The sequence below is a fragment of the Reyranella sp. GW821-FHT12G01 genome (assembly GCF_058806575.1).
The window spans coordinates 756867-781616 of the sequence record NZ_JBXAPV010000001.1 but is presented as its reverse complement, the minus strand read 5'-3'; the positions used below and the strand labels follow the sequence as shown (position 1 = coordinate 781616).

The 24750-nt window shown below is 66.1% G+C and carries 28 protein-coding genes and 2 tRNA genes; 13 read left to right on the top strand and 17 right to left on the bottom strand.

What is annotated here, in order from left to right; all coding sequences use genetic code 11:
- Nucleotides 1-23: 23 nt before the first annotated feature.
- Nucleotides 24-1280: an argininosuccinate synthase gene (locus AC1RP5_RS03765; RefSeq protein WP_493109240.1), complete on the bottom strand. Its 1257-nt coding sequence runs from the start codon at nt 1278-1280 to the stop codon at nt 24-26.
- A gap of 111 nt (nt 1281-1391) precedes the next feature.
- Here AC1RP5_RS03765 and AC1RP5_RS03760 point away from each other — a divergent pair, with 111 nt between their 5' ends.
- A complete protein-coding gene (locus tag AC1RP5_RS03760; protein WP_493109239.1) occupies nt 1392-2420 on the top strand; it encodes a class I SAM-dependent methyltransferase in 1029 nt (342 codons plus the stop codon).
- Here the strand turns inward: AC1RP5_RS03760 and rlmN are convergent, their stop codons facing one another.
- Together rlmN and AC1RP5_RS03750 are read right to left on the bottom strand one after the other, a co-directional pair.
- The gene (gene rlmN / locus AC1RP5_RS03755; RefSeq protein WP_493109238.1) at nt 2421-3569 is read right to left on the bottom strand and encodes a dual-specificity RNA methyltransferase RlmN; all 1149 of its coding nucleotides are present in this window, start codon (nt 3567-3569) and stop codon (nt 2421-2423) included.
- A 53-nt stretch (nt 3570-3622) separates the two neighbouring features.
- Nucleotides 3623-4183, bottom strand: coding sequence for an RNA methyltransferase (locus AC1RP5_RS03750; protein ID WP_493113289.1), 561 nt, complete (start codon nt 4181-4183; stop codon nt 3623-3625).
- A gap of 83 nt (nt 4184-4266) precedes the next feature.
- Here AC1RP5_RS03750 and AC1RP5_RS03745 point away from each other — a divergent pair, with 83 nt between their 5' ends.
- Together AC1RP5_RS03745 and AC1RP5_RS03740 are read left to right on the top strand one after the other, a co-directional pair.
- The gene (locus AC1RP5_RS03745; RefSeq protein WP_493109237.1) at nt 4267-5517 is read left to right on the top strand and encodes a methyltransferase; all 1251 of its coding nucleotides are present in this window, start codon (nt 4267-4269) and stop codon (nt 5515-5517) included.
- Nucleotides 5518-5539: 22 nt separating this feature from the next.
- Entirely contained in the window at nt 5540-6484 is a 945-nt protein-coding gene (locus AC1RP5_RS03740; protein ID WP_493109236.1) for an EamA family transporter, read from the top strand.
- Between the two features lie 27 nt (nt 6485-6511).
- Here the strand turns inward: AC1RP5_RS03740 and AC1RP5_RS03735 are convergent, their stop codons facing one another.
- The 3 genes from AC1RP5_RS03735 to AC1RP5_RS03725 all read right to left on the bottom strand — a co-directional run bounded on the left by AC1RP5_RS03735 (nt 6512) and on the right by AC1RP5_RS03725 (nt 9241).
- Entirely contained in the window at nt 6512-7735 is a 1224-nt protein-coding gene (locus tag AC1RP5_RS03735; RefSeq protein ID WP_493109235.1) for an RNA polymerase sigma factor, read from the bottom strand.
- A gap of 3 nt (nt 7736-7738) precedes the next feature.
- Nucleotides 7739-8119: a YciI family protein gene (locus AC1RP5_RS03730; RefSeq protein WP_493109234.1), complete on the bottom strand. Its 381-nt coding sequence runs from the start codon at nt 8117-8119 to the stop codon at nt 7739-7741.
- A 123-nt stretch (nt 8120-8242) separates the two neighbouring features.
- On the bottom strand, nt 8243-9241 hold the full coding sequence (locus AC1RP5_RS03725) for a D-2-hydroxyacid dehydrogenase family protein (protein ID WP_493109232.1): 999 nt from the start codon (nt 9239-9241) through the stop codon (nt 8243-8245).
- Nucleotides 9242-9296: 55 nt separating this feature from the next.
- On the opposite strand from AC1RP5_RS03725, the gene AC1RP5_RS03720 reads away from it, so the two are divergent.
- Together AC1RP5_RS03720 and AC1RP5_RS03715 are read left to right on the top strand one after the other, a co-directional pair.
- Nucleotides 9297-10181, top strand: coding sequence for a TauD/TfdA dioxygenase family protein (locus AC1RP5_RS03720; RefSeq protein ID WP_493109231.1), 885 nt, complete (start codon nt 9297-9299; stop codon nt 10179-10181).
- A 9-nt stretch (nt 10182-10190) separates the two neighbouring features.
- Nucleotides 10191-11468: an acetyl-CoA C-acyltransferase gene (locus AC1RP5_RS03715; RefSeq protein WP_493109230.1), complete on the top strand. Its 1278-nt coding sequence runs from the start codon at nt 10191-10193 to the stop codon at nt 11466-11468.
- Here AC1RP5_RS03715 and panC read toward each other — a convergent pair.
- Nucleotides 11465-12328 carry a pantoate--beta-alanine ligase gene (gene panC, locus AC1RP5_RS03710; RefSeq protein WP_493109229.1) on the bottom strand — a complete coding sequence of 288 codons (864 nt, stop codon included), beginning with the start codon at nt 12326-12328 and terminating at the stop codon, nt 11465-11467. The two genes, AC1RP5_RS03715 and panC, sit on opposite strands and share 4 nt — an antisense overlap.
- Before the next feature lie 166 nt (nt 12329-12494).
- A tRNA-Gly gene (locus AC1RP5_RS03705) sits at nt 12495-12569 on the bottom strand.
- Nucleotides 12570-12719: 150 nt separating this feature from the next.
- On the opposite strand from AC1RP5_RS03705, the gene AC1RP5_RS03700 reads away from it, so the two are divergent.
- Together AC1RP5_RS03700 and AC1RP5_RS03695 are read left to right on the top strand one after the other, a co-directional pair.
- Nucleotides 12720-13211, top strand: a complete 492-nt coding sequence (locus AC1RP5_RS03700; RefSeq protein WP_493109228.1) for a prolyl-tRNA synthetase associated domain-containing protein — start codon at nt 12720-12722, stop codon at nt 13209-13211.
- Nucleotides 13212-13227: 16 nt separating this feature from the next.
- On the top strand, nt 13228-14127 hold the full coding sequence (locus tag AC1RP5_RS03695; protein WP_493109227.1) for a metal ABC transporter solute-binding protein, Zn/Mn family: 900 nt from the start codon (nt 13228-13230) through the stop codon (nt 14125-14127).
- 13 nt (nt 14128-14140) lie between these two features.
- Here AC1RP5_RS03695 and folD read toward each other — a convergent pair whose 3' ends face one another.
- The 6 genes from folD to AC1RP5_RS03665 form a co-directional block, all read right to left on the bottom strand.
- A complete protein-coding gene (gene folD / locus AC1RP5_RS03690) occupies nt 14141-15043 on the bottom strand; it encodes a bifunctional methylenetetrahydrofolate dehydrogenase/methenyltetrahydrofolate cyclohydrolase FolD (RefSeq protein WP_493109226.1) in 903 nt (300 codons plus the stop codon).
- The gene (locus AC1RP5_RS03685) at nt 15036-15308 is read right to left on the bottom strand and encodes a DUF167 domain-containing protein (RefSeq protein WP_493109225.1); all 273 of its coding nucleotides are present in this window, start codon (nt 15306-15308) and stop codon (nt 15036-15038) included. Before AC1RP5_RS03685 ends, folD begins: the two co-directional genes overlap by 8 nt.
- A 47-nt stretch (nt 15309-15355) precedes the next feature.
- Entirely contained in the window at nt 15356-15649 is a 294-nt protein-coding gene (locus AC1RP5_RS03680) for a YggT family protein (protein WP_493109224.1), read from the bottom strand.
- Nucleotides 15650-15729: 80 nt separating this feature from the next.
- The gene (locus AC1RP5_RS03675; RefSeq protein ID WP_493109223.1) at nt 15730-16380 is read right to left on the bottom strand and encodes an FHA domain-containing protein; all 651 of its coding nucleotides are present in this window, start codon (nt 16378-16380) and stop codon (nt 15730-15732) included.
- On the bottom strand, nt 16381-16617 hold the full coding sequence (locus tag AC1RP5_RS03670; RefSeq protein WP_493109222.1) for a hypothetical protein: 237 nt from the start codon (nt 16615-16617) through the stop codon (nt 16381-16383).
- 4 nt (nt 16618-16621) lie between these two features.
- A complete protein-coding gene (locus tag AC1RP5_RS03665) occupies nt 16622-17014 on the bottom strand; it encodes a RidA family protein (RefSeq protein WP_493109221.1) in 393 nt (130 codons plus the stop codon).
- Between the two features lie 116 nt (nt 17015-17130).
- Here AC1RP5_RS03665 and AC1RP5_RS03660 point away from each other — a divergent pair.
- The 3 genes from AC1RP5_RS03660 (at nt 17131) to AC1RP5_RS03650 (ending at nt 18613) form a co-directional block, all read left to right on the top strand.
- Nucleotides 17131-17206: transfer RNA gene (locus AC1RP5_RS03660), tRNA-Ala, on the top strand.
- Nucleotides 17207-17261: 55 nt separating this feature from the next.
- Nucleotides 17262-17927, top strand: a complete 666-nt coding sequence (locus AC1RP5_RS03655; protein WP_493109220.1) for a hypothetical protein — start codon at nt 17262-17264, stop codon at nt 17925-17927.
- 26 nt (nt 17928-17953) lie between these two features.
- Nucleotides 17954-18613: a hypothetical protein gene (locus tag AC1RP5_RS03650; protein ID WP_493109219.1), complete on the top strand. Its 660-nt coding sequence runs from the start codon at nt 17954-17956 to the stop codon at nt 18611-18613.
- Between the two features lie 157 nt (nt 18614-18770).
- Here the strand turns inward: AC1RP5_RS03650 and AC1RP5_RS03645 are convergent, their stop codons facing one another.
- A complete protein-coding gene (locus AC1RP5_RS03645; RefSeq protein ID WP_493109218.1) occupies nt 18771-19838 on the bottom strand; it encodes a ferritin-like domain-containing protein in 1068 nt (355 codons plus the stop codon).
- A 155-nt stretch (nt 19839-19993) separates the two neighbouring features.
- Between AC1RP5_RS03645 and AC1RP5_RS03640 the strand changes: the two genes are divergently transcribed.
- Both AC1RP5_RS03640 and AC1RP5_RS03635 read left to right on the top strand, forming a co-directional pair.
- Nucleotides 19994-21013 carry a 2Fe-2S iron-sulfur cluster-binding protein gene (locus tag AC1RP5_RS03640; RefSeq protein WP_493109217.1) on the top strand — a complete coding sequence of 340 codons (1020 nt, stop codon included), beginning with the start codon at nt 19994-19996 and terminating at the stop codon, nt 21011-21013.
- Nucleotides 20947-21630 (top strand): YoaK family protein, encoded by a 684-nt coding sequence (locus AC1RP5_RS03635; RefSeq protein WP_493113288.1) that lies wholly within the window; start codon nt 20947-20949, stop codon nt 21628-21630. Before AC1RP5_RS03640 ends, AC1RP5_RS03635 begins: the two co-directional genes overlap by 67 nt.
- 6 nt (nt 21631-21636) lie before the next feature.
- On the opposite strand, the gene AC1RP5_RS03630 is transcribed toward AC1RP5_RS03635, so the two are convergent.
- Entirely contained in the window at nt 21637-22704 is a 1068-nt protein-coding gene (locus AC1RP5_RS03630; RefSeq protein ID WP_493109216.1) for a ferritin-like domain-containing protein, read from the bottom strand.
- Between the two features lie 73 nt (nt 22705-22777).
- The gene (locus AC1RP5_RS03625; protein WP_493109215.1) at nt 22778-23476 is read right to left on the bottom strand and encodes a response regulator transcription factor; all 699 of its coding nucleotides are present in this window, start codon (nt 23474-23476) and stop codon (nt 22778-22780) included.
- A gap of 102 nt (nt 23477-23578) precedes the next feature.
- On the opposite strand from AC1RP5_RS03625, the gene ribA reads away from it, so the two are divergent.
- Nucleotides 23579-24745, top strand: a complete 1167-nt coding sequence (gene ribA, locus AC1RP5_RS03620; RefSeq protein ID WP_493109214.1) for a GTP cyclohydrolase II — start codon at nt 23579-23581, stop codon at nt 24743-24745.
- The last annotated feature ends 5 nt before the right edge of the window (nt 24746-24750 follow it).

Here is a 24750-nt window from a genome sequence, read left to right as displayed (position 1 = left end):
CAGGTGCCCGACGGGCTCCTGGTTCAGCTCTTGGGGCCGCCTTGCCCCAGAGCCCGCAGGCGCAGCCTGAGCGCGTTCAGCTTGATGAAGCCCTCGGCGTCGCGCTGGTTATAGGTGCCCTGGTCGTCCTCGAAGGTGACGTGCTGCATCGAGTAGAGCGACTTGGGCGACTTGCGGCCGACGACGGTCGTGTTGCCCTTGTAGAGCTTGAGCCGCACCGTGCCGGAGACGTTCTCCTGGCTCTTGTCGATCAGCGCCTGCAGCATCTCGCGCTCGGGCGAGTACCAGAAGCCGTAGTAGATCAGCTCGGCGTACTTCGGCATCACCTCGTCCTTGAGATGGCCGGCGCCGCGGTCGAGCGTGATCGATTCGATGCCGCGATGGGCGGCGTAGAGGATCGTGCCGCCGGGCGTCTCGTAGATGCCGCGGCTCTTCATGCCGACGAAGCGGTTCTCGACCAGGTCGAGGCGGCCGATGCCGTTGGCCTTGCCCAGCTCGTTCAGCTTGGTGAGCAGGGTCGCGGGCGACATCTTCACACCGTCGATGGCGATCGCGTCGCCACGCTCGAATTCGATCTCGATGTACGTCGCCTTGTCCGGCGCGCTCTCCGGCGAGATGGTGCGTTGGTACACCGACTCATCGGCCTCTTCCCACGGATCTTCGAGGATCTTGCCCTCGCTGGAGGAGTGCAGGAGGTTGGCGTCGACCGAGAACGGCGCTTCGCCACGCTTGTCCTTGGCGATCGGAATCTGATGTGTCTCGGCGAACTCGAGCAGCTTGGTGCGCGAGGTCAGTTCCCATTCGCGCCACGGCGCGATCACCTTGATGTCGGGCTTCAGCGCGTAATAGGCGAGCTCGAAGCGGACCTGGTCGTTGCCCTTGCCGGTGGCGCCGTGACAGACCGCGTCGGCGCCGGTCTTCAGCGCAAGGTCGATCTGATGCTTGGCGATCAGCGGCCGCGCGATCGAGGTGCCGAGCAGGTACTGGCCCTCGTAAAGGGCATTGGCGCGGAACATCGGGAAGACGAAGTCCTTCACGAACTCTTCGCGCACGTCGTTGATGAAGATGTTCTCGGGCTTGATGCCCAGCAGCTCCGCCTTCTTGCGGGCCGGCGACAGTTCCTCGCCCTGGCCGAGATCGGCGGTGAAGGTCACCACCTCGCAGCCATAGGCCGTCTGCAGCCACTTCAGGATGACCGAAGTGTCGAGGCCGCCGGAATAGGCGAGGACGACCTTCTTGATGTCGCCCTTCTTGTAGGGCCCGGTATAAGAAACGCTCATGCTGGCCGCTTTCATGTCGATTCGGTAAAGGCGCGCGGAATATAGCGGTCGACCCCGATGGGGCAAGCGCGCCGCAAAGGCGCTACAATCGAGAGCAAAATCGGGCCCACCATGGTTTCCACCCTCGATCGCCTCTCCTACGCCGCCCGCCAGACCGCGCGAGTCGCCTGGTATGCCGGCCACTATGCCGCCGGCCGCCGCATTCTGAAGCCCATGCCCAAGCCCGATTTTGCCGTCGGGCCGACGCCCAGCCGGGCTGAAATGACCACCGAGATGCGCGCATTGTTCGAGCGCGAATGGCGGGACGTCGCGGCCGGGCTCTTTCCCGCCCCGCGCCTGCTGGGCCCCGAACCCGCCGAATTCCTGCGCCGCAGCCTGCTCTATTTCCGCGACCTGCCACAGGTCGACGCCCGCCGGCACGGCACGCTCGACGACGAACTCCCGCCCGGCACCCAGGCCGACGGCCTGCCCGACTATTACCGGCAGAATTTCCACTTCCAGAGCGACGGCTGGCTCTCGGACCATTCCGCCGCGCTCTACGACACGCAGGTCGAGGTCCTGTTCACGGGTGCGGCCGATGTCATGCGCCGCCGCGCGCTGGCGCCGATCGCCACCTGGCTCGCGGGCCGCAACCAGCGCGACGTCCGCGGCCTCGATGTCGGCTGCGGCACCGGCCGCCTGCTCGCCGCCCTGCATGGCGCCTGGCCGGGCCTGAAGCTCACCGGCATCGATCTCAGCAAACCCTATCTCGAGGAAGCGCGCCGCCTGATCGGACGTACGGCGCGGGTAAAGCTCGAGGAAGCCGCCGCCGAGACGTTGCCGTTCGACGAGGCGAGCCTCGACCTCGTCGTCTCCTCGTTCCTGCTGCACGAGCTGCCGAAGGAGATCCGCGCCAAGGCGATCGCCGAGATGGCGCGCGTGCTGAAACCGGGCGGTCTGGTCGTGATCGTCGATTCCCTGCAGAAGGGCGACCGCCCCGACTGGGACGGACTGCTCGACCTCTTCCCGCACTATTTCCACGAACCGTACTACGCCGAATACACGACCGGCAGCATGGACGAATGGTTCGGCGCGACCGGGCTGCATCCGGTGTCGAGCGAGAATGCCTTCCTGTCGAAGGTCGTCGCTTTTACGAAGTAGCTAGAGCGCGACCTTAACGCCGCGCTGGCGCAGGCTGGCGCTCTTGAGCTGGCCGCAGGCCGCGGAGATGTCGCGACCGCGCGGCGTGCGCACCGGGGCGCTGAGGCCACCATCGTTCACGATCTCGGCGAAGCGGTGGATGCGGTTGTTGGAGCTGCACTCGTAGGGTGCGCCCGGCCAGGGGTTGAACGGGATCAGGTTCACCTTGGCGTGGATCGGCTTCAGGATGCGCACCAGCTCGCGCGCATCGGCGTCGCTGTCGTTGACGCCCTTCAGCATCGCGTATTCGAAGGTGATGCGCCGGCTGTTGCGCGCACCGGGATAATCGGCGCAAGCCTTCAGCAGCTCGGCGATCGGCCACTTCCTGTTGATCGGTACCAAAGTGTCGCGCACTTCGTCGCTCACGGCATGGAGCGACACCGCGAGGTTGACGTCGAGTGCCTCGCCCACTTTTCCGATCATCGGCACGACGCCGGAGGTCGAGAGCGTGATACGGCGGCGGCTGAGCGCGATGCCCTGATCGTCCATCACGATCTTCAGCGCCGTGACGACATTGTCGAAGTTATAGAGCGGCTCGCCCATGCCCATCATGACGATGTTGCTGAGCATGCGCTGCGCATCGGCAGTCGGCGTCGGCCATTCGCCGTAGCTGTCGCGCGCCACCATGAACTGGCCGACGATCTCGTCGGGTGTGAGGTTGCGCACCAGCGGCTGGGTGCCGGTATGGCAGAAAGTGCAGGTGAGCGTGCAGCCGACCTGGCTCGACACGCAGACCGAGCCGCGATCCGTCTCCGGAATATTGACCGTCTCGGCCTCGTTGCCGTCGGCGAAGCGCAGCAGCCACTTGCGGGTGCCATCGGTCGAGCGCTGCTCGGTGACGATCGAGGGCCGCTCGATCACGAACTGATCGGCCAACCGGTCGCGCGTCTTCTTGGCGATGTTGCTCATGCGCCCGAAGTCGGTGACGCCGTGCCAGTAGATCCACTGCCAGATCTGGGCGGCGCGGAACGGCTCCAACCCCGCTTCAGCCAGCGCCGTCTTCAGCCCGTCGCGCGACAGGCCGATCAAGTTGCGGCGCAGGTCATTGCGCCCGTGCGCAGCGGCGCCGGGCTCCAGGATCTGCAGCGGTTCGGTGGGCAGAACGGACATTGAGCGCGTGAGATAGTCGCCGCACCCGGGCTGCGCAACTGCGTCCAGTCAAACTATTGTTTTGATTGCGCTTTTTGCCGCAGCCGCTGCTTGCGCTTGTACATCGGCTCACCGAAGACCGGCTGGTCGAGCTCCTCGGTCGGCGCGCCCTCGCCGACCGGGCGCGGCGCGTGGCGGCCGAGGCTGATCAGGCGGTCGTACATGACGAGCGCGCCGGCCGTGCCGAGATTGACCGAAAACCGGGTCGGGATTTTCACGACATAGTCGCAGACGGACTGAACGGCAGGCGACAGGCCTTCGCGTTCGGAGCCCAGGATATAGGCGGCCTGGCGCGGATGCCGAAACGTCGGCAGCTCGATCGCATCATCGGTGATCTCGATACCGACCAGCCGGCACCCCAGCGGCAGGCGAAACGACTCCATGTCGGCAAAACGGTAGGTCGGCACCGACAGCGGCGTGTCCGACGTATCAGCCAGGGCGCCGGCGCGAACGTCGTATTGAGCACGCAAGGTGAAGACGAACGAGGCGCCGAATGCGTGGGCGGTCCGGAACAAGGTGCCGACGTTCATCGACTTGCTCGGACCCTCGATACCGATGCCGAAATAGCCTTTCATGGCCCCTAGATTTGTTGCAGTAATGATTGGCAGGCGTTGCCATCCCCCCGGTAGCGTTCCGCCCGCCGTCAAACAAGGCCCTGATGACCGTTTCCTCGCCGTTGGACAGCGTTCGCGCCCAGTACGAGGCGTTGCCCTATCCTGCTCGAGACCCGCGCGACGAGGCGATCCGCCTGATCACGGGCACGCCGAGCCATGTCCTCGAAATCAATCACTACCTGTTCTCCGGCCGGCTGAACTTCATCCGCCCGTTCCGCGCCCTGGTCGCGGGCGGTGGCACGGGCGATGCCTGCATCATGCTGGCCCAGCAGCTGGTTGACCGGCGCTGCCCCGGCGAGGTCATCTATCTCGACCTGTCGACGGCCTCCCGGCAGATCTGCGAGGCCCGCGCCAAGGCCCGCGGCCTGCGCAACATCACGTTCCTGACCGGCTCGCTGCTCGACCTGCCGACGATGAACATCGGCCAGTTCGACTACATCGACTGCACCGGCGTGCTGCATCACCTGCCCGACCCGACAGCCGGCATGCAGGCCCTGGCGAGCGTCCTGCACGCCGATGGCGGCATGGGCGTCATGCTCTACGGCGAATACGGCCGTAGCGGCGTCTATCCGCTGCAGGAGTTGCTCCAGACCGTCGCGCCGCCGTCGATGGCGATCGAGGACCGGCTGGCGATGGCCAAGCGCCTGATCCGCTTCCTGCCGACGACCAACCTGTTCCGGCGCAATCCCTACCTCAACGACCATGTGACCGGCGGCGACGCGGGCCTCTACGACCTGCTGCTGCACAGTTGCGACCGCGCCCTCACCGTGCCGCAGATCGGCGCGATGGCGGCCGCTTCCGGCCTGAGGGTCGTGGCCTTCCTCGAACCGGTCCGCTACGAGCCCGCGACCTATATGAGCGATCCGGTGATCGCGCGGCAGGCGAGCTCACTGCCGCTGCTCGAACGCGCGGCCTTCGCCGAACGTCTCGCGGGCAACCTGCGCACTCACGTCTTCTATGCCACGCGCGCCGGCTTCGACACGGTGGCGCGGCCGGAGGACACCTCGGCCATTCCGGTGCTCCGCGACATGGATGCGCAGAAGCTCTCGGCCAGCCTGCAGCCCGGCGCGCCCCTGGTGGCCAATCTCGACGGCTTTCCGTGGCGCGCCCAGCTTCCGGCGCTGGCGCCACGCATCATCTCGCAGATCGACGGACGCCGCACGGTCGCGGAGATCTATACCTCGCTGGGTGCGCAGGGGATCCTGCCGCAGTGGGAGGATTTCTACACGCAGTTCGAGGACCTCTACGTCAAGCTGAACGGCGTCAATCACCTGCTGCTGCGCTTCCGTACCTGAGACAAAGCCTGCGAGATCCGCAATGAGCGGTCACGTCCTGGCCATCGCGCTCGGCAACTCCCTCCTCTGGTCGGTCTATCTGTTGCTGACGCGCCATGTCGTGAGCGGCGCGCAGCTCGACGCCTGGGCCTATACGCTGGTGCAGCTGCTGAGCGCCGGGCTTGCGATGCTGTGGGTCGGCCGCCGCACGCCGGGAAGCTGGGCGGACCTGCTGGTGCCGTGGACGGTCTGCTACGCCTTCATGCGCGTCGTCATCAACGGCTGCACCGCCGCCGCCATCGTGTGGCTCGCCGTCACGCAGAGCACACTGATTTCGACCGTAAGCGTGCTGATCGGTGCGCTGACGGGCTGGGCGCTGATGCGACAGGCGCCGGCGCGGCGCGACTGGCCGGGCCTCGCGCTGTTGGCGATCGGCGTCGTGGCCTTCGTCTGCGGTCTCGCCTCGGACACGGCATGGCGCGGCGTCGCCTGGCTGATCGCTTCCGAATCGGTGGCGGTCGCGGCCTCGTGGATGATCGCCTATCACCCGCGCAACCGCTCGACCGATCCCGCCGCGCGCAGCCGTTTCACCGGTGAGATCCTGGTCGCTGCGTCGCTGGCGTTGATCCTGGTCTGGACGCTGGCGGGCCTGATCGGCGCGATGGCCTCACCCTGGGCCGGCGGCGGCGACGCGTTCGGCCGCATCGAACTCTGGCTCTACGCGATCCTGGCCGGCCTGCTGTTCCGTGCGCCGGGCACCTGGCTCGGCTTCTGGACGATCAACCATTCGGGCGTGCAGACCTATCTGATCGCGCTGACGGCGATGCCGTTCTTCGCCATCGCGCTCGAAGCCGTCTTCGCCCGCCTGGGCTGGCTGACGCCGGCCGCGCTGACGACGCACGAATGGCTGGCCGCCGGCGTGATCCTCGCCGGCGCGGTCTGGTTGATCCTCGTCCGCGTGCGGACGGTGGCGCCGATTGCGAAATGACGATGATCAGCAGAGGCGCAGCTCCCGTTACGATCTGAGCCGCCGCTCCAACAACCGCCGCTCTGGCTCGGTCCGCGCAAGACCTCTCGCCTTCTCGAAGTGACCCCGCGCCTCTTCCGTACGGCCCAGCTCGGTGAGAAAGATCGCCGTTGCCGCATGACCGTAGGGACTGCCGTCGACGACCGGCAATGCCGCGAGGCCCGCCGCCGGTCCACGCGCACGCCCCAGCGCCACGGCCCGCGCCAATTCGACAACCGGCGACGGATCGACCCCGGCAAGCTGGTCGTAGACGGCCACGATGCGCGGCCAGTCGGTTTCGGCCGAACTGGGCGCCAGCGCATGCAATGCGGCAATCTCGGCACGCAGATGCCATATGGTGAGTTCGCGCCCCCGTGCGGAGCGGTCGAGATGATCCAGGCCGAGCGCGATCAGGCCGCGGTCCCATTGATCGCGCGGCTGGTCCTCCAGCAATTGCGCCACGCCGTCGGGGCCGACCCGCGTCGGCAGGCGTGCCGCCGTGAGCGCCAGAAGCGCCGCATGTGCATCGCTGGCGGGCGCGCTCGTGACGGGATGTGCCGCCAGCGCGCGGGAAAGACGCACGGCCTCGACGCAGAACTCGGGCTGGACCAAGGCCGTGCCCGACGAGGCCGAATAGCCTTCGTTGAACATTAGAAACAGCGCGATACGCACCGCCTCGGCTCGATCGGCCAGCACATCGGGCGACGGCGTTTCGATCGCGACGTTTGAAGCTTCGAGCTGCTTGCGCGCACGCACGAGGCGTTGGGCGACGGTCGTGGGCTCGCTCAGCAGGCCGGCCGCGATCTGCGGCACGGTGAGGCCGCAAACGGTCTTGAGCGCAAAGGTGACGCGCATCTCGGGCGAAAGGGCGGGGTGGCAGACCGCGAACAGAAGCGACAGCTCGTCGTCGTTCAACTCGCGGTCGAAGCGGCCTTCGCTCTCGACGGTCGGCGACGCGAACGCGACGAGTTCATCGGCAAGCGCCGCACCCCGGGTCGCGCCGCGCAGCAGGTCGAGCGCACGATTGCGGGCAACGGTGGAGAGCCAGGCTTCGGGCCGATCCGGCACGCCCTTGAACGGCCAAAGCGACAGCGCCTGCATCAGCGCGTGCTGCACCGCCTCCTCCGCCGTGTCGATACGGCCGGCGCCCAGCCGCCGCGCAAGAGCGGCGACCAGGCGGCTCGTCGAATCGCGGGCGAGCGCTTCGACGAGCCTATGGACGTCGCCGGACAAGCCTCAGCCTACGGCCGCGCGGACCTGCGCCATGTCCTCGATCGGCCGGATCTCGGCCCAGTTGGTGGGTGCGATCTCGAGATGCGGGCAGCTCTTCACCAGCGCTTCGGCCTCGGCCAGATCCTTGGCCTCGATGACGAAGTAGCCGCCGATCACATCCTTGGCTTCGGCATAGGGCCCATCGCTGGCGACGGTCTTGCCGTCCTTGACGCGCAGATGCCGGCCACCGCTGGCCGTGAGCTTCTCGCCGCCCAGCAGTTTGTTCTTGGCGCGCAGGCCATCGGCCCAGGCGATGTAGCGCCTGGTCATCTCCGCCATCTTCTCGCGCGGCAGATCCACGTTGTAGTCGGGTGTCTGGTAGAGCAGCAGCAGATACTGGGTCATGTAGATCTCCTCGGGTGGGTGACGGATGTTTCCGTCACCCCATCGACGTCCGGGAACGCGTGGAATCGACATTCCGGCACAAAATCTTTGCCCCCTCGGTGACCGCCGCCGCCAGGCGCTGCGCTACCGCCTGGCTGCCAGCGCGTCCGGATTGAGGACGTTGATCGGCTTGCCGTCGAGCCAGGCCTCGATGTCCTTGATCGTGCCCTCGTAGAAGTGGCGGTAGCTCTCTTCCACGACGTAGCCCAGGTGCGGAATGAGGGTGACGTTGTCGAGCTTCGTGAAGGGATGGTCGGCCGACATCGGCTCCTTGTCGTAGACGTCGAGGCCGGCATGCAGGATCGTGCGGTTCTTCAGCGCCGCGATCAGGGCCGCCTCGTCGACGATCGGGCCGCGCGAGGTGTTCACCAGGATCGCGGTCTTCTTCATCTTCGCGAGTTCCGCCGCGCCGATGAGGCCGCGCGTGCGGTCCGAAAGCGCGAGGTGGATCGACACGAAGTCCGAGGTCGCCAGCAGCTCGTCCTTGCTGACGTACTTGGCACCACCCTCTTCCGCCTTCTCCGGCGTGAGGTTCTGGCTCCAGGCCACGACGTCCATGCCGAAGGCCTTGCCGTAGCGCGCCGCGCGGCTGCCGAGCTTGCCGAGACCGAGGATGCCCAGCCGCTTGCCCTCGAGCACGACCATCTGCTCGATGCCGTCGTGCCACTTGCCCTGGCGCGCCAGCCGTTCAGCCTTGGCGAGATCGCGGGCGCACATCATCAGCAGCGCCCAGCCGAGCTCCGCCGTCGGTGCATTCGACGTGCCGCCGGGAGTCGTGGAGATCGGAATGCCGCGCTCGGCCGCTGCCTTGTCGTCGAGGCTCGCGGCGCGGGCGCCGGTCAGCACCATGAATTTCAGGTTCGGCAGCTTTTCGATCAGCGCGCGCGGGAAAGCCGTTCGCTCGCGCAGCAAACCCAGCATGTCGAAGGGCGCCAGCTTCTGCGCCGCATCCTCGATCGAGGTGAAGGGTTCCTGGAAGACCGTGATCTCGACGCCGCGCTTCTTCAGCCGGTCCCAGTCGGCCATGCGCATGGCAACCTTCTGGTAATCGTCGAGCAGGGCGAGCTTCATCGTTTGCGGCATGGCGTTTCCTGGAGGAGAATGAGTTATCGGGCCACTATAGCCGCAGGAGGCGGTTGTGAGCATCACCGTTACGCCAGTTCATCCTGAATTCGTCGCCGAGATCTCCGGCGTCGACGTTTCCCAGCCGCTGAAGCCCGCCGATCATCTGGCGATCGAGGATGCCATCAACCGCTACGCGGTTGTGGTCTTCCACGACCAGAAACTGGTCGACGACCAGCAGGTGACCTTCGCCCGCAACTTCGGACCGGTCGCCGCTTCGGCGCTGCGGCTCAGGCATCGCGACATCAAGCACCGCATCGATTCCGACGAGGTTGCCGACATTTCCAACCTCGACAGCGAAGGCAACGTGCTGAAGCCCGATGCGCGCCGCCGTCTCGACGGTTTGGCCAACCGACTCTGGCACACCGATGCTTCGTTCCGCGCGGTGCCCGGCGGCCTGTCGATGCTCTATGCGCATGTCATTCCCGAGGAAGGCGGCGATACCGAGTTCGCCGACCTGCGTGCGGCTTACGACGCGCTGCCCGACAAGAAGAAGCAGGAGCTTGAGGGGCTGGTCGCCGAACATTCGATCTGGCGCTCGCGCGAACAGCTCGGCGTCGTGCAGTACACCGAGGAAGAGCGCGCCTCCCTGCCGCCGGTGCCGCAGCGACTCGTGCGCACGCATCCCGGCTCGCATCGCAAGACGCTCTATCTCGCCGCACACGCCTCGCACATCCTCGGCATGCCGGTGGCCGACGGCCGCCTGATCATCCTCGACCTGATCGAGCACGCGACGCAGCCGCGCTTCGTCCATGCGCACACCTGGAAGAAGGGCGACCTCGTGATCTGGGACAATCGCTGCACCATGCATCGTGCGCGCCCGTTCGACACGACCAAGGTGCGCGACCTCCGGCGTGTGACCACGCGCGACGTCGCCTCGACCCTCGAACAGGCCGCCTAGGCTCCCACGATGAAGCGCACGGCAGACGTCTGGATCGCCTCAGGCGTTCGCACGCCCTTCTCGAAGATCGATGGCGCGCTGGCGAAGTACGACGCGATCGAACTCTCGGTGCCGGTAGCGCGTCATATGGCAGGGCTGCTGAAGGATGGACGGCCGGACTTCGCCGTCTGGGGCGCCGTCGTTCCCAGCCTGACCTGGAGCAACATCGCCCGCGAGGTGCTGATGGATGCCGGCATCGACGCCACGGTGCCTGCCTTGTCCACTGTCATGGCCTGCTCGACCAGCATGATCGGCGTGATCGAGGCCGCCGGCATGATCGACGGCGACGTCAACAACCTCGCGATGGTGGGCGGCGTCGACAGCCTCTCCCGCATCCAGATCGGCCTCGACCAGCGGCTCTCAGACTGGCTGCGCAAGTTCCAGCAGGCGCGATCGCTCGGCCAGAAAATCGACCAGCTTACGCATCTGCACCTGAGAGATCTCAAGCTCTACATCCCGGCGATCAGCAACCGCACCACCGGGCTCAGCATGGGCGAGCACACCGAGATCACCGCCAAGGAGTGGCAGATCTCGCGGGTCGAGCAGGACGAGATCGCGCTGGCCAGTCACCGCAACGCGGTGGCGGCGTGGGATCGCGGCTTCTTCGACGACCTTGTCATTCCCGTGGGCGACGTGAAGCGCGATACCATTCCGCGCAAGGACACGACGACCGAGAAGCTGGCACGGCTCCAGCCCTCGTTCGATCGCACCAGCGGCAAGGGCAGTCTGACCGCCGGCAATTCCTCGCCGCTGACCGATGGCGCCAGCGCCGTCTGGGTCGCCTCGCAGAAAGGCCTCGACCGGCTTCCCTCCAACACGCCGCGCGTAAAACTGGTCGACTGGGAGATCGGCGCGGTCGATTTCCGCGTCGAGGGCCTGCTGATGGCGCCGGCCTTCGCCATCCCACGCCTGCTGGCACGGAATGATCTCGCCTATGGCGACATCCATCTCTGGGAAATCCACGAAGCCTTTGCAGCCCAGGTCGCTTTCCATCTCAAGGCGCTGCAGGATCCCGTCTTCCTGCGCGATCACGCCAAGGTCGCGCGCGACTTCGGTGCCTTCCCGCGCGAGCGCATGAATCCCAACGGCGGCAGCACGGCGCTCGGCCATCCGTTCGGCGCCACCGGCGCCCGCATCATCAGCCAGGCCGTGAAGGAACTCGCCGCGATGCCGAAGGGCCAGCGCGCCATCGTCAGCATCTGCGCCGACGGCGGCCAGGGAAGCGTGCTGCTGCTCGAAGCGGCTTAGACCGCGAGATTGTCGATCAGGCGCGTGCGGCCGAGACGGGCGGCGGCGATCACGCGAGCCGGGCCCGTGACATGCTCGAGCGGCTTCAGGCTGTCGGCATCGACGACCGTGAAATACTCGACGATGTCGAAGCCGCCGTCGCGCAGCGCCTGCGAGGCCGCAGCCGTCGCCTCGGTGCAGGACTTCTTTCCGTCGCGCACCGTATCGGCGACCTTCACGAGCTGCTTGTACATGCCGAGTGACTTGGTGCGCTCTTCGGGGCTGAGGTAGCGGTTGCGCGACGACATCGCGAGACCGTCCTTCTCGCGCACCGTCGGCATGCCCACAATCTCGAACGGCATCGCGAGGTCGCGCACCATGCGCTTGATGACCTGGAGCTGCTGGTAATCCTTCTCGCCGAAATAGGCGCGGTCCGGCATCGCCATCAGCAGCAGCTTGCTCACGACCGTCGCGACGCCCTGGAAGTGACCGGGCCGCAGCGGGCCGCACAGGCCGTCGGTGATGCCGGCGACCGTCACCGTCGTGAGCTGCTCGCCGGGATACATCTCGTCCTTGGTCGGTGCGAAGACGATACGGCACTGCGCGTCGCGCAGTTTGTCGAAGTCGCCCTGCTCGTCGCGCGGATAGGCGGAGAAATCTTCCTTCGGTCCGAACTGCGTCGGATTGACGAAGATGCTCGTCACCGGAACATCGCCGCGATCGAGCGCGCCCTTCACCAGGCTGACATGCCCCTCATGCAGCGCGCCCATCGTCGGCACGAGACCGATCGTGCGGCCGGCCTTACGGAAATCGGCCACGGCGCGGCGCAGGTCGGCCACGCTGCGGACGACGAGAAGGCCCTGGTCGGTCGATGTGTTCATTTGTGGCCTCCCACGCAGTGACGAGCCCGACGCCTAGACCATGTCCGCGGCGAAAATGGGATGCGCAATCTATAGGAAAGGCGACCGAAAGCATCAGGTCTCGCCCCGGTCCGAGACCGGGATGCGAACCGGCCAACAAGTGTTGGCTAGATGCTTTGGTAGAAATTGGAGCGGGCGAAGGGATTCGAACCCTCGACCCCGACCTTGGCAAGGTCGTGCTCTACCCCTGAGCTACGCCCGCGCTCCGTATCCGGCTGGGTAGGTGGCCGGAAGGCGGCGTTGATAGGGCTTTTCGGACCCCTTGGCAAGGGGCTGTCGGAGGTCTCCTTCGGACACCCGAAAGAGCCGCGGATACTTGCCGTATTCGTGCCGGATGGGCTACGCGCACGCGATGTTTGATCCGCAACAACTCTTCGCCCGGCTCGACCAGCTCGGCATCGCGCATCGCACCGTCGAGCATCCGCCGGTCTTCACCGTCGAGGAGGCCAAGGCGCTGCGCGGCGACCTGCCCGGCCATCACATCAAGAACCTGTTCCTGCGCAACCGGAAGGAAGAGATGTGGCTGGTCGTGGCGCTGGAGGACCGCGCCATCGACCTGAAGCGCCTCGGCGAACGGCTGGGGGCGGGCAAGTTCTCGTTCGGCAGCCCGGACCGGCTGCGGCGGCAGCTGGGTGTCGAACCGGGTTCCGTCACGCCCCTGGCCGTGATCAACGACGCGGACCACAAGGTCCGCGTCGTGCTCGACCGCGGGATCGCCGAGGGCGGACCGATCAATGCCCATCCGCTGGTCAACACCATGACCACCGCCCTCACCCCGGCCGACCTGCTGCGCTTTCTCGACGCGACCGGACATAGGCCGGAGTGGCTCGACTTCCCTGTCTGATGTTATATTATAACGAATGCTTGTTCGCGTCGTTCTTTTCCTGACCCTGAGCCTGTTCGCCGCCCTGCCCGCTTCCGCGGAAACCAGGATCAAGGCGGTGGCGACCTTCTCGATCCTGGGCAACCTGATTGCCGAGGTGGCCGGCGACAAGGTGGCGCTTTCCGTGCTGGTCGGCCCCGACATGGACGCCCACGCCTACCAGCCGCGTCCCACCGATGCGCGGGCGCTGGCCGAAGCGCAGGTGATGGTGAGCAATGGCCTGGGCTTCGAGGGCTGGATCGATCGGCTCGCCAAGGCCGCCCCCTTCAAGGGACGCTCGGTCGTGGCCTCGACCGGCGTCGCCACCGTTCCTGCGGGGCCCAGTCCCGGCCACTCGCATGGTCATGGTCCCGATCCGCATTGCTGGCAGGACGTCCAGCGCGTCCGCACCTATGTCGCCAACATCGCCAAGGGTCTCGCCGATGCCGATCCGGCGAACGCCGCCGCCTATCGCGAGCGCGCCGAGCAGATCGACCGCCGCCTGGTCGAGCTCGATGACTGGGTGAAGGAGGAGATCGCCAAGGTGCCGGCCGACAAGCGGCGCGCGATCACGGGCCACGATTCGTTTCGCTATTTCTCCAGTGCCTATGGCGTGAAGTTCCAGTCGCCGCGCGGCTACAACACCAGCAGCGAACCGTCGGCGCGCGATGTCGCGATGCTGATCCGCGAAGCGCGCGAGCAGCGCATCAAGGCGCTGTTCGTCGAGAACATGACCAACCCCGGCCTGGTCGACCAGATCGCGCGCGAGTCGGGCGCAGTCGTCGGCCCGCGCCTCTACAGCGATGCGCTGTCAGGGCCGGACGGACCGGCGCCGACCTACGAAAAGATGATGCGCCACAACGTGACCGCGCTGGTCGCGGGCATGCTGAAGAACTGATCGGACCGCCCCGTCAGACCGCAACAAAGGGCAGGCCGGCGACGTTCCGCGTCGCCTGCAGCGTGTTGTACATCAGGCAGGCCACCGTCATCGGGCCGACCCCACCCGGCACCGGCGTGACATGTCCGGCCACCTTCTGTGCTTCGGCGAAGGCGACATCGCCGACCAGCCGGCTCTTGCCCTCCGGCGTCGGGATGCGATTGATGCCGACATCGATCACCGCCGCGCCCGGCTTGATCCAGTCGCCACGCACGAACTCGGTCTTGCCGATCGCAACGACGAGGATATCGGCCTGGCGGCAGACGGCGGCCAGGTCGCGGGTGCGCGAATGGGTGATCGTGACGGTGCAATCGGCGCGCAGCAGGAGCTGCGCCACCGGACGACCCACGAGATTGGAGCGGCCGACGATCACCGCGTTCAGGCCGGACAACGAGCCCAGCGCATCCTGTAGCAACATCGAGCAGCCGAGCGGCGTGCACGGCACCGGGAAGTCGAGCGGCGCGCCCGCCGCGATCGAGCCGAGGCGGCCGACATTCACCGGATGGAAGCCGTCGACATCCTTGGCCGGGTCGATGGCGATCAGCACCTTGGCCGTGTCGATGTGCTTGGGCAGCGGAAGCTGGACCAGGATGCCGTTGACCGCGGGATCGGCATTGAGCCGGGCGACTAGCGCCAGCAGCTCCTTCTCCGTCGTGTCCTCGGGCAACTGGTGGTCGAAGCTCGCCATGCCGAGCTCGACGGCGAGCTTGCCCTTGCTGCGCACATAGACCTGGCTAGCCGGATCGGCGCCGACCAGCACCGTCGCGAGGCCGGGCTTGGGTCCGCCCTTGGCGATCAGGTCGGCCACACCGGCGCCCACCCGCTGGCGCAGGCCGCCCGCGAAGGCTTTGCCATCGATCAGTTTTGCTTCAGCCATGCTTGTCCACCCATTCCGCAATCCGCCCGGCAAGCGCTTCGGGTTCGCCGGCGACGATCAAAACCTTCTCGCGCGCCGTCTCGCCGCGCACGATCTCGATGGTCGATTTCGGGACGCGCCAAGCCTGCGCCAGCAGGGCGATGACGGCTTCGTTGGCTTTGCCATCCTCGGGGGCTGCGGTCACTGCGGCCTTGAGCGCGCCCTCGGCTGAGCGGGCAAGCGCCGCACGGCGGGCCCGGGGCTGCACGCGCAGCTCGATGGTCACGCCACCGGAGGTCCGGCGCAGGAAGGCCGGATCGGCGGCGGGAGCGGTCAGCGAATCACCGCCGGCCAGAAATACTCGTGCAGCAGGTCGTTCACGAAATAGAGGCCGAGCAGGAGGACGACCGGAGAAATATCGACACCGCCCAGGTTGGGCAGGATGCGCCGGAGCGGACGCAGCACCGGTTCGGTCAGCCGGTACAGCATGTCGACGATCACGCGGATGAACTGGTTGCGGACGTTCACCACGCCGAAGGCCACCAGCCAGCTCATGATCGCACTGGCGATCACGATCCACGTGTAGCCGGCGATAATCGCGTCGATCAGCCTCATCAGCGAAATCATGACATCTCCGGCCGCTCACACCGGCATACCGCCGGCCGCGCGCACCCTACTCGGCGTGGATTGCCGATCACAAGCCCATTTCAGGCCCGCGTGAGCGCAAGATCGACGCTGCCGAGGCGAACCGAGCGTACGGCGCTGATGTCGCGCGGCCCATGCTCGGGCAACAGGCGGGCGCCGTCGATGAAGGTGCCACCCGGGCTGCCGAGATCCTCCAGGCCCAGCCGGCGGCCCGAGAGCAGCAGTCGCGCATGGGGCTGACCGACCGACGGATCGGGCACGCTGAGATCGGTCGGCGCGCCGGCAGGGGCACCGGTCAGCGCGTAGCTTCCCGAAGTCCCCTCGATCGAGAGGGATACCGCCCCGCCGTTGCCCAGCGTGCCGACAAGCCGCCAGCCGCGGCCATCGGGCAGGGCCATCGACGGGCCGGCCAAAGCGACCGGACCGGCCGTCGGCACGGGCCCTCCAGCCGGTGCATAGCCGACGGGGCCACCGGCAGCGGGTTCGTCGCGCGGCCAGCGCATGAAGGCGAAGACCCAGAGAAGGATCAGCGGCACGATCGACCCGATGCCGGTCAACGTGAGCAGGATGGCGCCGAGGCCCGTCCAGCCCGGCAGGCCGGTCTTCTCGACGATGCGCCAGGCCATCCAGGCCGCCAGCACGGTCCCGATCAGCGCGAACGCGCCGGTCAGACCGAAGAAGCCCATGAGGGCCGCGATCTCGCCTCCCATCATCTATCGTCTCGGCGAGGCTTCGCCGGCGGGCCAAGTGCTGAAGGCCAGCACGCCCATGACGATGAAGGAGCCGATCACCGGCACCAGATGGAAGAGCGACAGCGCGCCGGAGAAGCCGGCACGCGTGCAGATGCGCCAGGTCGGGATGATGAACACGAGGGACATCACCAGATAGGCGAACATCAGCGCCGCCACCGTGAAGGAGCCCAGCGCCAGCAACCAGGTGACCAGGCTCATGGCGTCAGACCAGGGCGACGACTTCGATCTCGACCATGACGTCGCGCGGCAGGCGGGCGACTTCGACGGTCGAGCGCGCCGGCGTGGCGCTGCCGAAATATTCAGGCAGCCCATAGACCTCGTTCATGGCGGCGAAGCTGTCCATGCTCTTCAGGAACACGGTCGTCTTCACGGCCTGGCCGAGATCGCTGCCCGCCGCCTTCAGCACAGCACGCAGGTTCTTCAGGACCTGGTGGGTCTGCTCGGCGATGCCGCCCTCGACGATGTCGCCAGTCGCGGGATTGAGCGGGATCTGGCCGGCGCAGAACACCAGCCCGTTGGCCACGACCGCCTGCGAATAGGGGCCGAGCGCCTTGGGGGCGGCATCCGTCTGGACGATTTTCTTGGTCGTAGCCACGGTCTTACCTCTCAATCAAAATACTCATGAAAATGCCGGCCGGACGCTAACACAGGCCGGTTTGCTTGACAGGGGGCCCGGCACCCTTTATCCGCGCGGTTCTCCAAGGGTCGGAGGGGGCTGTAGCTCAGCTGGGAGAGCGCCTCGTTCGCAATGAGGAGGTCAGGGGTTCGATCCCCCTCAGCTCCACCAACCACCCCGATCCTTCACTAGTCTGTCACGGCGCATCACGGCACTATTGCACACGATGCGCAGACGCAAACGCCCCACGCCTGCCGAACTGGGTCTCACCGCCGCCGAAGGACGCACCCTTGCGTCCCTGCGCACGCCGCAGCGCGTACAGGAATTCGTCTCCGCCCTTCCGGCCAATTTCGAAAAGGGCGGCGATAGCCTGAGGTCCGTGCGTGGCGTGCTGCGCCATCGCGAGGCCCACTGCCTCGAGGCGGCCTTCGTCGCGGCCTGCGCGCTGTGGCTGCAGGGCGAGCCGCCGCTGGTCATGGACCTGACGGCCACGCGCGAGGATTCCGATCACGTCGTCACCCTGTTCAAGCGCGACGGCTGCTGGGGCGCGATCTCCAAGAGCAACCACGCCTGGCTGCGCTGGCGCGACCCGGTCTATCGCAGCCTGCGCGAGCTCGCGATGTCGTACTTCCACGAGTACTTCAACAAGGGCCGCAAGACCCTGCGCACCTATTCGACCGCGATCGATTTGCGCCGCTTCGCGCCCGCCACCTGGATCACCAACGGGGAGGATTGCTGGGACGTCGGCGCGGCGCTCGACGATGCCCGACACTACGCCCTGATCAGGCCGGCGCAGATGCGCTGGCTGATGCCGCCCGACGCCACCGTGCTGAAGGCCGACGACATCGTTCAATACGAAAGCCGCGATCGCAAGACGGCCCGCAAATACTGACCCATCAAGACAACAGGGAGCCTGCCATGAAACGACTCCTCTCGATCCTGCTGCTGGCGCTGCTCGGCACCACCACGCAGGCCGCTGCACAGATTCCCGCCGAATGGCAATCCGCCGCGCAGGCCGTGATCGGCGAGCTGGAACGCGACACGCCGCAGGCCGCCAAGCCATGGACCGGCGCGGAGCTGACGCAGGGCTGGAACCTCGCGCGCGCCTGGCGGCGGCACAACAACGGCAACATCGAGATCATCCTCGCCGAGTACCTGATGTTCGTGGCGCTCTGCCGCATCGGCTGCGCCGGCAGCACCGTCGAGGGCCAAGGTTACATCGCCGTCGCCGAACAGGTGAAGGCGCTGATCGCCCAGAACGGCGGCTCCTATGCGCTCGCGGCGAACGCCAATACGTGGCTGGCCGGCCTCACCGACCCGACCGGCGCCGCGAAGAAGAACGTGGCCCTTTGGGAGAAGGACCCCGACATCGCCTCGGCCGACTTCGCAACCGGCAACATCTATGCGCTGAGCTGGCTGCTGGCGCGCAAGAAGCCAACGCCCGAAGCGCAAGCCGACACCTTCGCGCGCTACGCAATCCTCGTGCAGACCAAAGCCTGGATCGGCACGCGCTGCCTCGACATCTCCAAGGTCGCGACCGTGCTCGGCGCGGCGCCGCGCATCGATACCTGTCAGTAGATTAAGTAACCCGTCGTCCTGAGCGCAGCGAAGGACCTAGCAGAACGACCGACGAACTCCCTGGCGGGCGTGAGATCCTTCGCTTCGCTCAGGATGACATGAATACAAAAGAAAAGGGGCCGCGAGGCCCCTTTCCCATTCGACCAGAGATCGCGCCCTACTCGGCGGCGATCTGTTCCTTCACGAACTTCTTGGCGTCGAAGTCCTCGGCGACCTTGAGGTCGTTGCCGAGCAGCTTCTCGACGTCGATCTTGGCGTATTCCAGCACGCCCATGTCGCCCAGCGCCTTCTGGACCTTCGGTCCGAACAGGCCGATCTCCTTGAGAATCGGCACGATGCGGGTGAACAGGCGCGTGCGGAAGGACTGCATGGCGCCGGAGTTGTAGGCGTACTCCATGAGCTTATCGACCGGCAGGCCGGACCGCATCCAGACCTCGCCCTGGTTGAAGCGGTCGCGCATGAAGTAGAGCGCCTCGACGACGAACTCCTCGCGCTCGGCGCGCTCGGCATCGGAGAGGTGCGGATAGTATTCACGCAGCGCCATGCGGCCGAACGTGACGTGACGCGCCTCGTCCTGCATGACGTAGGCGTTCACGGCGCCGGCCAGGTTGTTCTTGGCGGTGTCGCGGATGCGCTGGAAGGCGGCGAGCGCCAGGCCCTCGATCAGCACCTGCATGCCGAGATAGGTCATATCCCAGCGGCGGTCAGTCAGCGTCTGCTCGAGCAGGTTCTTCAGCGACTCGGTGATCGGATAGGCCGACTTGAACTTCTCGTGGATCAGCCGCTTGTAGCTCTCGACGTGGCGGGCTTCGTCCATCACCTGGGTGGCGGCGTAGAACTTGGCGTTCATGTCCGGCACGGTGTTCACGATCTTGGCGGTGGCGATCAGCGCGCCCTGCTCGCCGTGCATGAACTGGCAGATCGAATGGCACTGGAGATTGAAGCGCAGCCAGTCCTTCTCCTTGTCGGTCATCTTTTCCCAGAAGGGCGAGCCGTAGATCGGGATCGTCTCGTCGGCCATGCCCATCGGGTTGCCTTCGAAGAGTTCCTGGCTCCAGTCGATGCGGGTGCTGGTGTCCCACTGCTGCTGCTTGCCCTTTTCGTACAGGTTCAGCAGGTCGGCGGAGCCGTCCTCGTATTCCCAGTTGAAGGCGATCTCGGTGGCGCCATCGAACTTCCAGTTCGTGACTTCGACCGGCAGCTGATAAATTTTTTGCGTTGTCATCGGCTCTTGCCTCCTGGCCCTGAACCTAGTCCCATCCCATAGGAGCATCTGAAGATGACGCTCCGCTCATTTTTCTCGGCGGAAGCTAACATAGTCTGCTAGAGGAGTCCGCCCCGAAATGGGCCGGAAATCGGGGATCTAAAGACGAGTTTTTGATGTCCTATAACCAGCTGCGCATCGCCAAGATCATCCAGGAGACGCCTGACGCGCGCTCCTTCGTCCTCGAAATTCCGGCCGATCTCGCCGAAAAGTACCGTTACAAGGCCGGCCAGTTCCTGACCTTCCGGGTGCCGCACGCCGACGGCGGCTTCAACCGCTGCTACTCGCTGTCGAGCGCCCCCGAGACCGACGGGCTGCCCAAGGTGACGATCAAGCGGGTCACGGGCGGCAAGGGCTCCAACTGGTTCCACGACGCGCTGACCGAGGGAGGCATGCTCGAGGTCCTGCCGCCGGCCGGCCGCTTCGTGCTGGGCGACGGCGACGGGCCGCTCCTGCTGTTCGGTGGCGGCAGCGGCATCACCCCGATGATGTCGCTCATCAAGAGCGCCCTTAAGGGCAAGCGGCAGATCCGGCTATTTTATGCCAACCGCGACAAGCAGTCGGTGATCTTCGACGCCGAGTTCGAGGCGCTCGCCAAGGCCCATGCCGGCCGGCTGGAGGTGATCCATCACCTCGATGCGACGCAGGGCATCATCAAGCCCGAGGAGATCGTGGCGGCGATGAAAGGCTACGAGGCCGGTGACGTCTATCTCTGCGGCCCCGGCCCGTTCATGAGCCTGGTCGAGGAAACGCTATTCGAGCACGGCATGCCGCACGACAAGGTGCGCATCGAGCGGTTCGAGGCTTCGGGCAACGACGCGATCCCGGTCCAGCCCAGCGAGGAAGGCGACGTGATCCCGAGCGAGATCACGATCCATTTCGAGGGCAAGGTCCACAAGGTGGCCTATGCGAAGGGCCAGACCATCCTAGAAGCGGCGCGCGGCGCCGGGCTCAACCCGCTCTCCTCCTGCGAGGAAGGCTTCTGCGCCTCGTGCGCGGCCAAGACCATCAAGGGCAAGGTCATGCTGGCCAAGAACGACATCTATACGCCCGACGATCTCGCCAATAACTGGATCCTCACCTGCCAGGGCCACTGCTTCGGGGCCGAGGTCGAGATCACCTACGACGTGGTGTAGCGATTAGCGTCGTCCGGCCCCTCGCGCAGGCGACCCTCCTGACGGTGGTCGCCGGCATCGCCGATGCCATCGGCTATGTCACGATGAACGGCGTGTTCGCCGCGAACATGACCGGCAATACGGTTCTGGCCGGCATCGACCTGGCGAAGGGCAATCATCTCGGCGCCTGGAACCATCTGACGCCACTCGTCGCATTCTTCCCGGGCGCCATGCTGGCTCGCGTCATGTTGCGGCTGCTGAAGTCGCCGACCGCCGGGTTGCTGCTCGAAGCCGCCATCATCGCCGGGGTGGGCTTCCTGCCGCTCAGCAAGGAAAACGCGGTGATGATCGTGGCCTTCGCCATGGGGCTGCAGGCCTCGACGATCACCAGCTTCGCCGGTCATGCGGTGAGCACGGTCGTGGTGACCAGCACACTGGCCCGCACCGCCGATGGGTTGGTCGACCGCCTGTGGCGCGGCGTCGACACGCCGCTGCCGTCGGCCGCCAACACATGGCTGCTGACCCTGACCTGGACCGGCTATCTCGTCGGCGCGGTGATCGGCGGCCTGCTGCTGACGGCCATGCCGTATCCGCTGCTCGTGCCGGCGGCGATGCTGGTCCTGGCAATCCTGCTCTGATCGCAGCTACTCGGCCGCGATCGACTTCTCGACGAACATCTTCCTGTCGAAGTCCTCGGCGACCTTGCCATCGTTGGCGAGGACTTCCGCGACGTTGATCTTGGCGTAGTCCATCACGCCCATCTCGGCGAAGGCCTTCTGAACGCGCGGGCCCCACAGGCCGATATCCTTCACCGTCGGCACGACGCGGCTGAACAGGCGGCCGCGGAAGGAATTCATCTGCTTGGAATTGTAATGGATGTCGTCCAGCACCTTGGCCGGCAGGCCGAGCCGCTCCCAGACCTCGGACTGGTTGAAGCGGTCGCGCATGAAATGGAGCGCCTCGACCACGAACTCCTCGCGCTCGTCGCGCTCCGCATCCGACAGGTGCGGATAGTATTCACGCAGTGCGAGGCGCCCGAAGGAAACGTGGCGCGCCTCGTCCTGCATGACATAGGCGTTCACCGCACCGGCCAGCGTATTGCCGGCCTTGTCGCGGATCGACTGGAAGGCGGCGAGCGCCAGGCCCTCGATCAGCACCTGCATGCCAAGATAGGTCATGTCCCAGCGGCGGTCGGTCAGCGTCTGCTCGAGCAGGGTCTGCAGTGCCTTGTTGATCGGATAGGCGACCTGGAACTTCTCGTGCAGCAGCCGCTTGTAGGCCTCGACGTGGCGGGCCTCGTCCATCACCTGCGTGGCGGCATAGAACTTGGCGTTCATGTCGGGAACGGTGCCGACGATCTTGGCGCTGGCGATCAGCGCGCCCTGCTCGCCATGCATGAACTGCGAGATCGAGTTGGCCTGGAGATGGAGCCGGAGCCAGCTCCGCTCCTTCTCGGTCATCTTGTTCCAGTGATCGGTGCCGTAGATCGAGATCGCCTCGTCCTTCAGCTCCATCGGATTGTCGGGATTGAGCTCAAGCGACCAGTCGAGGCGCGTGCTGGCGTCCCACTGCTGCTGCTTGCCCTTCTCGTAGAGCTCGAGCAGCGACGAGGAGCCGTCGTCATATTCCCAGTTGAACTGGAGATCGGTTGCGCCGTCGAACTTCCACTGCGTCACGTCGACGGGCAGGGCGTAGATCCGCTGCGTGCTCATGACTTCACCCTCCCGGGCTGCATAGAATATTGTTTGCCGAAAAGATGACGCCTCGTTCACATTTTGGCAAGGGCTATGGTTGGAGCCGGTAGCCGCCCCGGTCGGTCACAAGGATCGCCGCACTTGCGGGATCCTTCTCGATCTTCTGGCGAAGGCGATAGATGTGGGTTTCCAGCGTGTGCGTCGTCACGCCGGCATTGTAGCCCCAGACCTCGTTGAGCAGGACGTCGCGGGCCACCGGCCGGTCGCCGGCCCGGAACAGGTACTTCAGGATCGAGGCTTCCTTGTCGGTCAGGCGGACCTTCTTCTTGCCGCCCTTCTCCATCAGCATCTTGGCCGCGGGGTGGAATTCGTAGGGACCGATCGTCATGACCGCGTCCTCGCTGCGCTCGTGCTGGCGCAGATGCGCACGCAGGCGGGCCAGCAGCACGTTGATGCGAAACGGCTTGGTGACGTAGTCGTTCGCACCGGATTCCAGGCCGAGAATCGTGTCGGCGTCGCTGTCGGCGGCGGTCAGCATGATCACCGGCGCACGCACGCCCTGGCGGCGCATCAGCTTGCACAGTTCGCGGCCGTCCATGTCGGGCAGGCCGATGTCGAGCAGGATAGCGTCGTAGTGCGCGAGCTTGGCCTTCTCCAGACCTTCCGCGGCCGTGCTGACCTGGATAGTGGTGAAGCCGTCATAGAGGTCGAGCTGTTCGGCGAGCACGGTGCGCAACGCCTGGTCGTCGTCGACCAACAGGATTTTCTTGCCACGATTGTTCACGGACATGCGTTTGCTACCTGTCAGCCATCCCGAAAGTCAGTCTATCCGGTACGATCTGGGCACAAAAGCGGTTCACTTCGATGAAAACCCGTGGCGTGATAATAAAGAATGATGAATTCCGGCCCCAACCACTCCCGCAGCGCGTCTGCAGTCGCCACCGTCGAACGCGCCATGGCAGAGCTGCGCCGCGGCGGCATCGTCGTGCTGCGTGACGCCGACGGCGCCGGCGCCCTCGTGATCGCCGCCGAATCCTGTGGCCCGCGTGCCCTGCAGCGCCTGCAGGGCCTGGCCCAGAATGCCCCCGTCCTGGTCACCACGCGGCGGCGGGCCGAGGCGATCGGCATGGAGATCCCGCCGCATATCGCGGGCGGCATGGGCGAGACCAACAAGCCCATCACCATCGACCTGCCCGAGGGCGTGCCGGTCGACGTCATCCTGCGCCCGCACGAAAGCGACAAGACCGGCCGTCACGTGGCGCTGCGCCACCTGTCCCGTCCTGTCGCCAGCCACGCGCCGGTGATCGCGCAGGCCGCGATCGAACTCGCCAAGCTCTCGCGGCTGCTGCCGGCCGTCGTCCTGGGACCGCTCAGCCGCGATCCCGGCAACAAGCGGCGCGACTGGGCGCGCGAGCAGGATCTCGTCTACGTCGATGCCGCCGACGTGGCCGGCTACGAGGAGACCGCATCGCGCACCTTGCAGCAGGTCGCGCAGGCCCATGTGCCGCTGGAAGGCGCCGAGAACACCCGCATCCTCGCCTGGCGTCCCAGCGACGGCGGCAAGGAGCATCTCGCCATCGTCGTCGGCGAGATCGATCCGACCGAACCGGTCCTGATCCGCCTGCATTCGGAATGCTTCACCGGCGACCTGCTGGGCTCGCTGCGCTGCGACTGCGGCGTGCAGTTGCGCAGCGCCATCACCGAGATCGCCAAGCAGGGATCGGGCGTACTGCTCTATCTCGCGCAGGAAGGCCGCGGCATCGGCCTAGTCAACAAGCTGCGCGCCTACGAACTGCAGGACGACGGCTTCGACACGATCGACGCCAACGAACAGCTCGGCTTCGACGCCGACGAGCGCATCTATGCGCCGGCCGCCACCATGCTCGCGCGCATGGGCATCAAGCGTGTGCGGCTGATGACCAACAATCCCGAGAAGATCGCCCAGCTCGAGCGCCACGGCATCGAGGTCGCGGCGCGCGTCCAGCACTCTTTCCCGTCCAACGGGCACAACGAGAACTATCTTCGCACCAAGGCGGAGCGAGCAGGCCACCTGCTCTAATAACG

What these genes read in the sequence shown, in the direction of transcription:
- AC1RP5_RS03765 (WP_493109240.1), bottom strand. Translation starts at nt 1,280, where the DNA reads ATGAGCGTTTCTTATACCGGGCCCTACAAGAAGGGCGACATCAAGAAG.
- AC1RP5_RS03760 (WP_493109239.1), top strand. Translation starts at nt 1,392, where the DNA reads ATGGTTTCCACCCTCGATCGCCTCTCCTACGCCGCCCGCCAGACCGCG.
- rlmN (WP_493109238.1), bottom strand. Translation starts at nt 3,569, where the DNA reads ATGTCCGTTCTGCCCACCGAACCGCTGCAGATCCTGGAGCCCGGCGCC.
- AC1RP5_RS03750 (WP_493113289.1), bottom strand. Translation starts at nt 4,183, where the DNA reads ATGAAAGGCTATTTCGGCATCGGTATCGAGGGTCCGAGCAAGTCGATG.
- AC1RP5_RS03745 (WP_493109237.1), top strand. Translation starts at nt 4,267, where the DNA reads ATGACCGTTTCCTCGCCGTTGGACAGCGTTCGCGCCCAGTACGAGGCG.
- AC1RP5_RS03740 (WP_493109236.1), top strand. Translation starts at nt 5,540, where the DNA reads ATGAGCGGTCACGTCCTGGCCATCGCGCTCGGCAACTCCCTCCTCTGG.
- AC1RP5_RS03730 (WP_493109234.1), bottom strand. Translation starts at nt 8,119, where the DNA reads ATGACCCAGTATCTGCTGCTGCTCTACCAGACACCCGACTACAACGTG.
- AC1RP5_RS03725 (WP_493109232.1), bottom strand. Translation starts at nt 9,241, where the DNA reads ATGCCGCAAACGATGAAGCTCGCCCTGCTCGACGATTACCAGAAGGTT.
- AC1RP5_RS03715 (WP_493109230.1), top strand. Translation starts at nt 10,191, where the DNA reads ATGAAGCGCACGGCAGACGTCTGGATCGCCTCAGGCGTTCGCACGCCC.
- panC (WP_493109229.1), bottom strand. Translation starts at nt 12,328, where the DNA reads ATGAACACATCGACCGACCAGGGCCTTCTCGTCGTCCGCAGCGTGGCC.
- AC1RP5_RS03700 (WP_493109228.1), top strand. Translation starts at nt 12,720, where the DNA reads ATGTTTGATCCGCAACAACTCTTCGCCCGGCTCGACCAGCTCGGCATC.
- AC1RP5_RS03695 (WP_493109227.1), top strand. Translation starts at nt 13,228, where the DNA reads ATGCTTGTTCGCGTCGTTCTTTTCCTGACCCTGAGCCTGTTCGCCGCC.
- folD (WP_493109226.1), bottom strand. Translation starts at nt 15,043, where the DNA reads ATGGCTGAAGCAAAACTGATCGATGGCAAAGCCTTCGCGGGCGGCCTG.
- AC1RP5_RS03680 (WP_493109224.1), bottom strand. Translation starts at nt 15,649, where the DNA reads ATGATTTCGCTGATGAGGCTGATCGACGCGATTATCGCCGGCTACACG.
- AC1RP5_RS03675 (WP_493109223.1), bottom strand. Translation starts at nt 16,380, where the DNA reads ATGATGGGAGGCGAGATCGCGGCCCTCATGGGCTTCTTCGGTCTGACC.
- AC1RP5_RS03670 (WP_493109222.1), bottom strand. Translation starts at nt 16,617, where the DNA reads ATGAGCCTGGTCACCTGGTTGCTGGCGCTGGGCTCCTTCACGGTGGCG.
- AC1RP5_RS03655 (WP_493109220.1), top strand. Translation starts at nt 17,262, where the DNA reads ATGCGCAGACGCAAACGCCCCACGCCTGCCGAACTGGGTCTCACCGCC.
- AC1RP5_RS03650 (WP_493109219.1), top strand. Translation starts at nt 17,954, where the DNA reads ATGAAACGACTCCTCTCGATCCTGCTGCTGGCGCTGCTCGGCACCACC.
- AC1RP5_RS03645 (WP_493109218.1), bottom strand. Translation starts at nt 19,838, where the DNA reads ATGACAACGCAAAAAATTTATCAGCTGCCGGTCGAAGTCACGAACTGG.
- AC1RP5_RS03640 (WP_493109217.1), top strand. Translation starts at nt 19,994, where the DNA reads ATGTCCTATAACCAGCTGCGCATCGCCAAGATCATCCAGGAGACGCCT.
- AC1RP5_RS03630 (WP_493109216.1), bottom strand. Translation starts at nt 22,704, where the DNA reads ATGAGCACGCAGCGGATCTACGCCCTGCCCGTCGACGTGACGCAGTGG.
- AC1RP5_RS03625 (WP_493109215.1), bottom strand. Translation starts at nt 23,476, where the DNA reads ATGTCCGTGAACAATCGTGGCAAGAAAATCCTGTTGGTCGACGACGAC.
- ribA (WP_493109214.1), top strand. Translation starts at nt 23,579, where the DNA reads ATGATGAATTCCGGCCCCAACCACTCCCGCAGCGCGTCTGCAGTCGCC.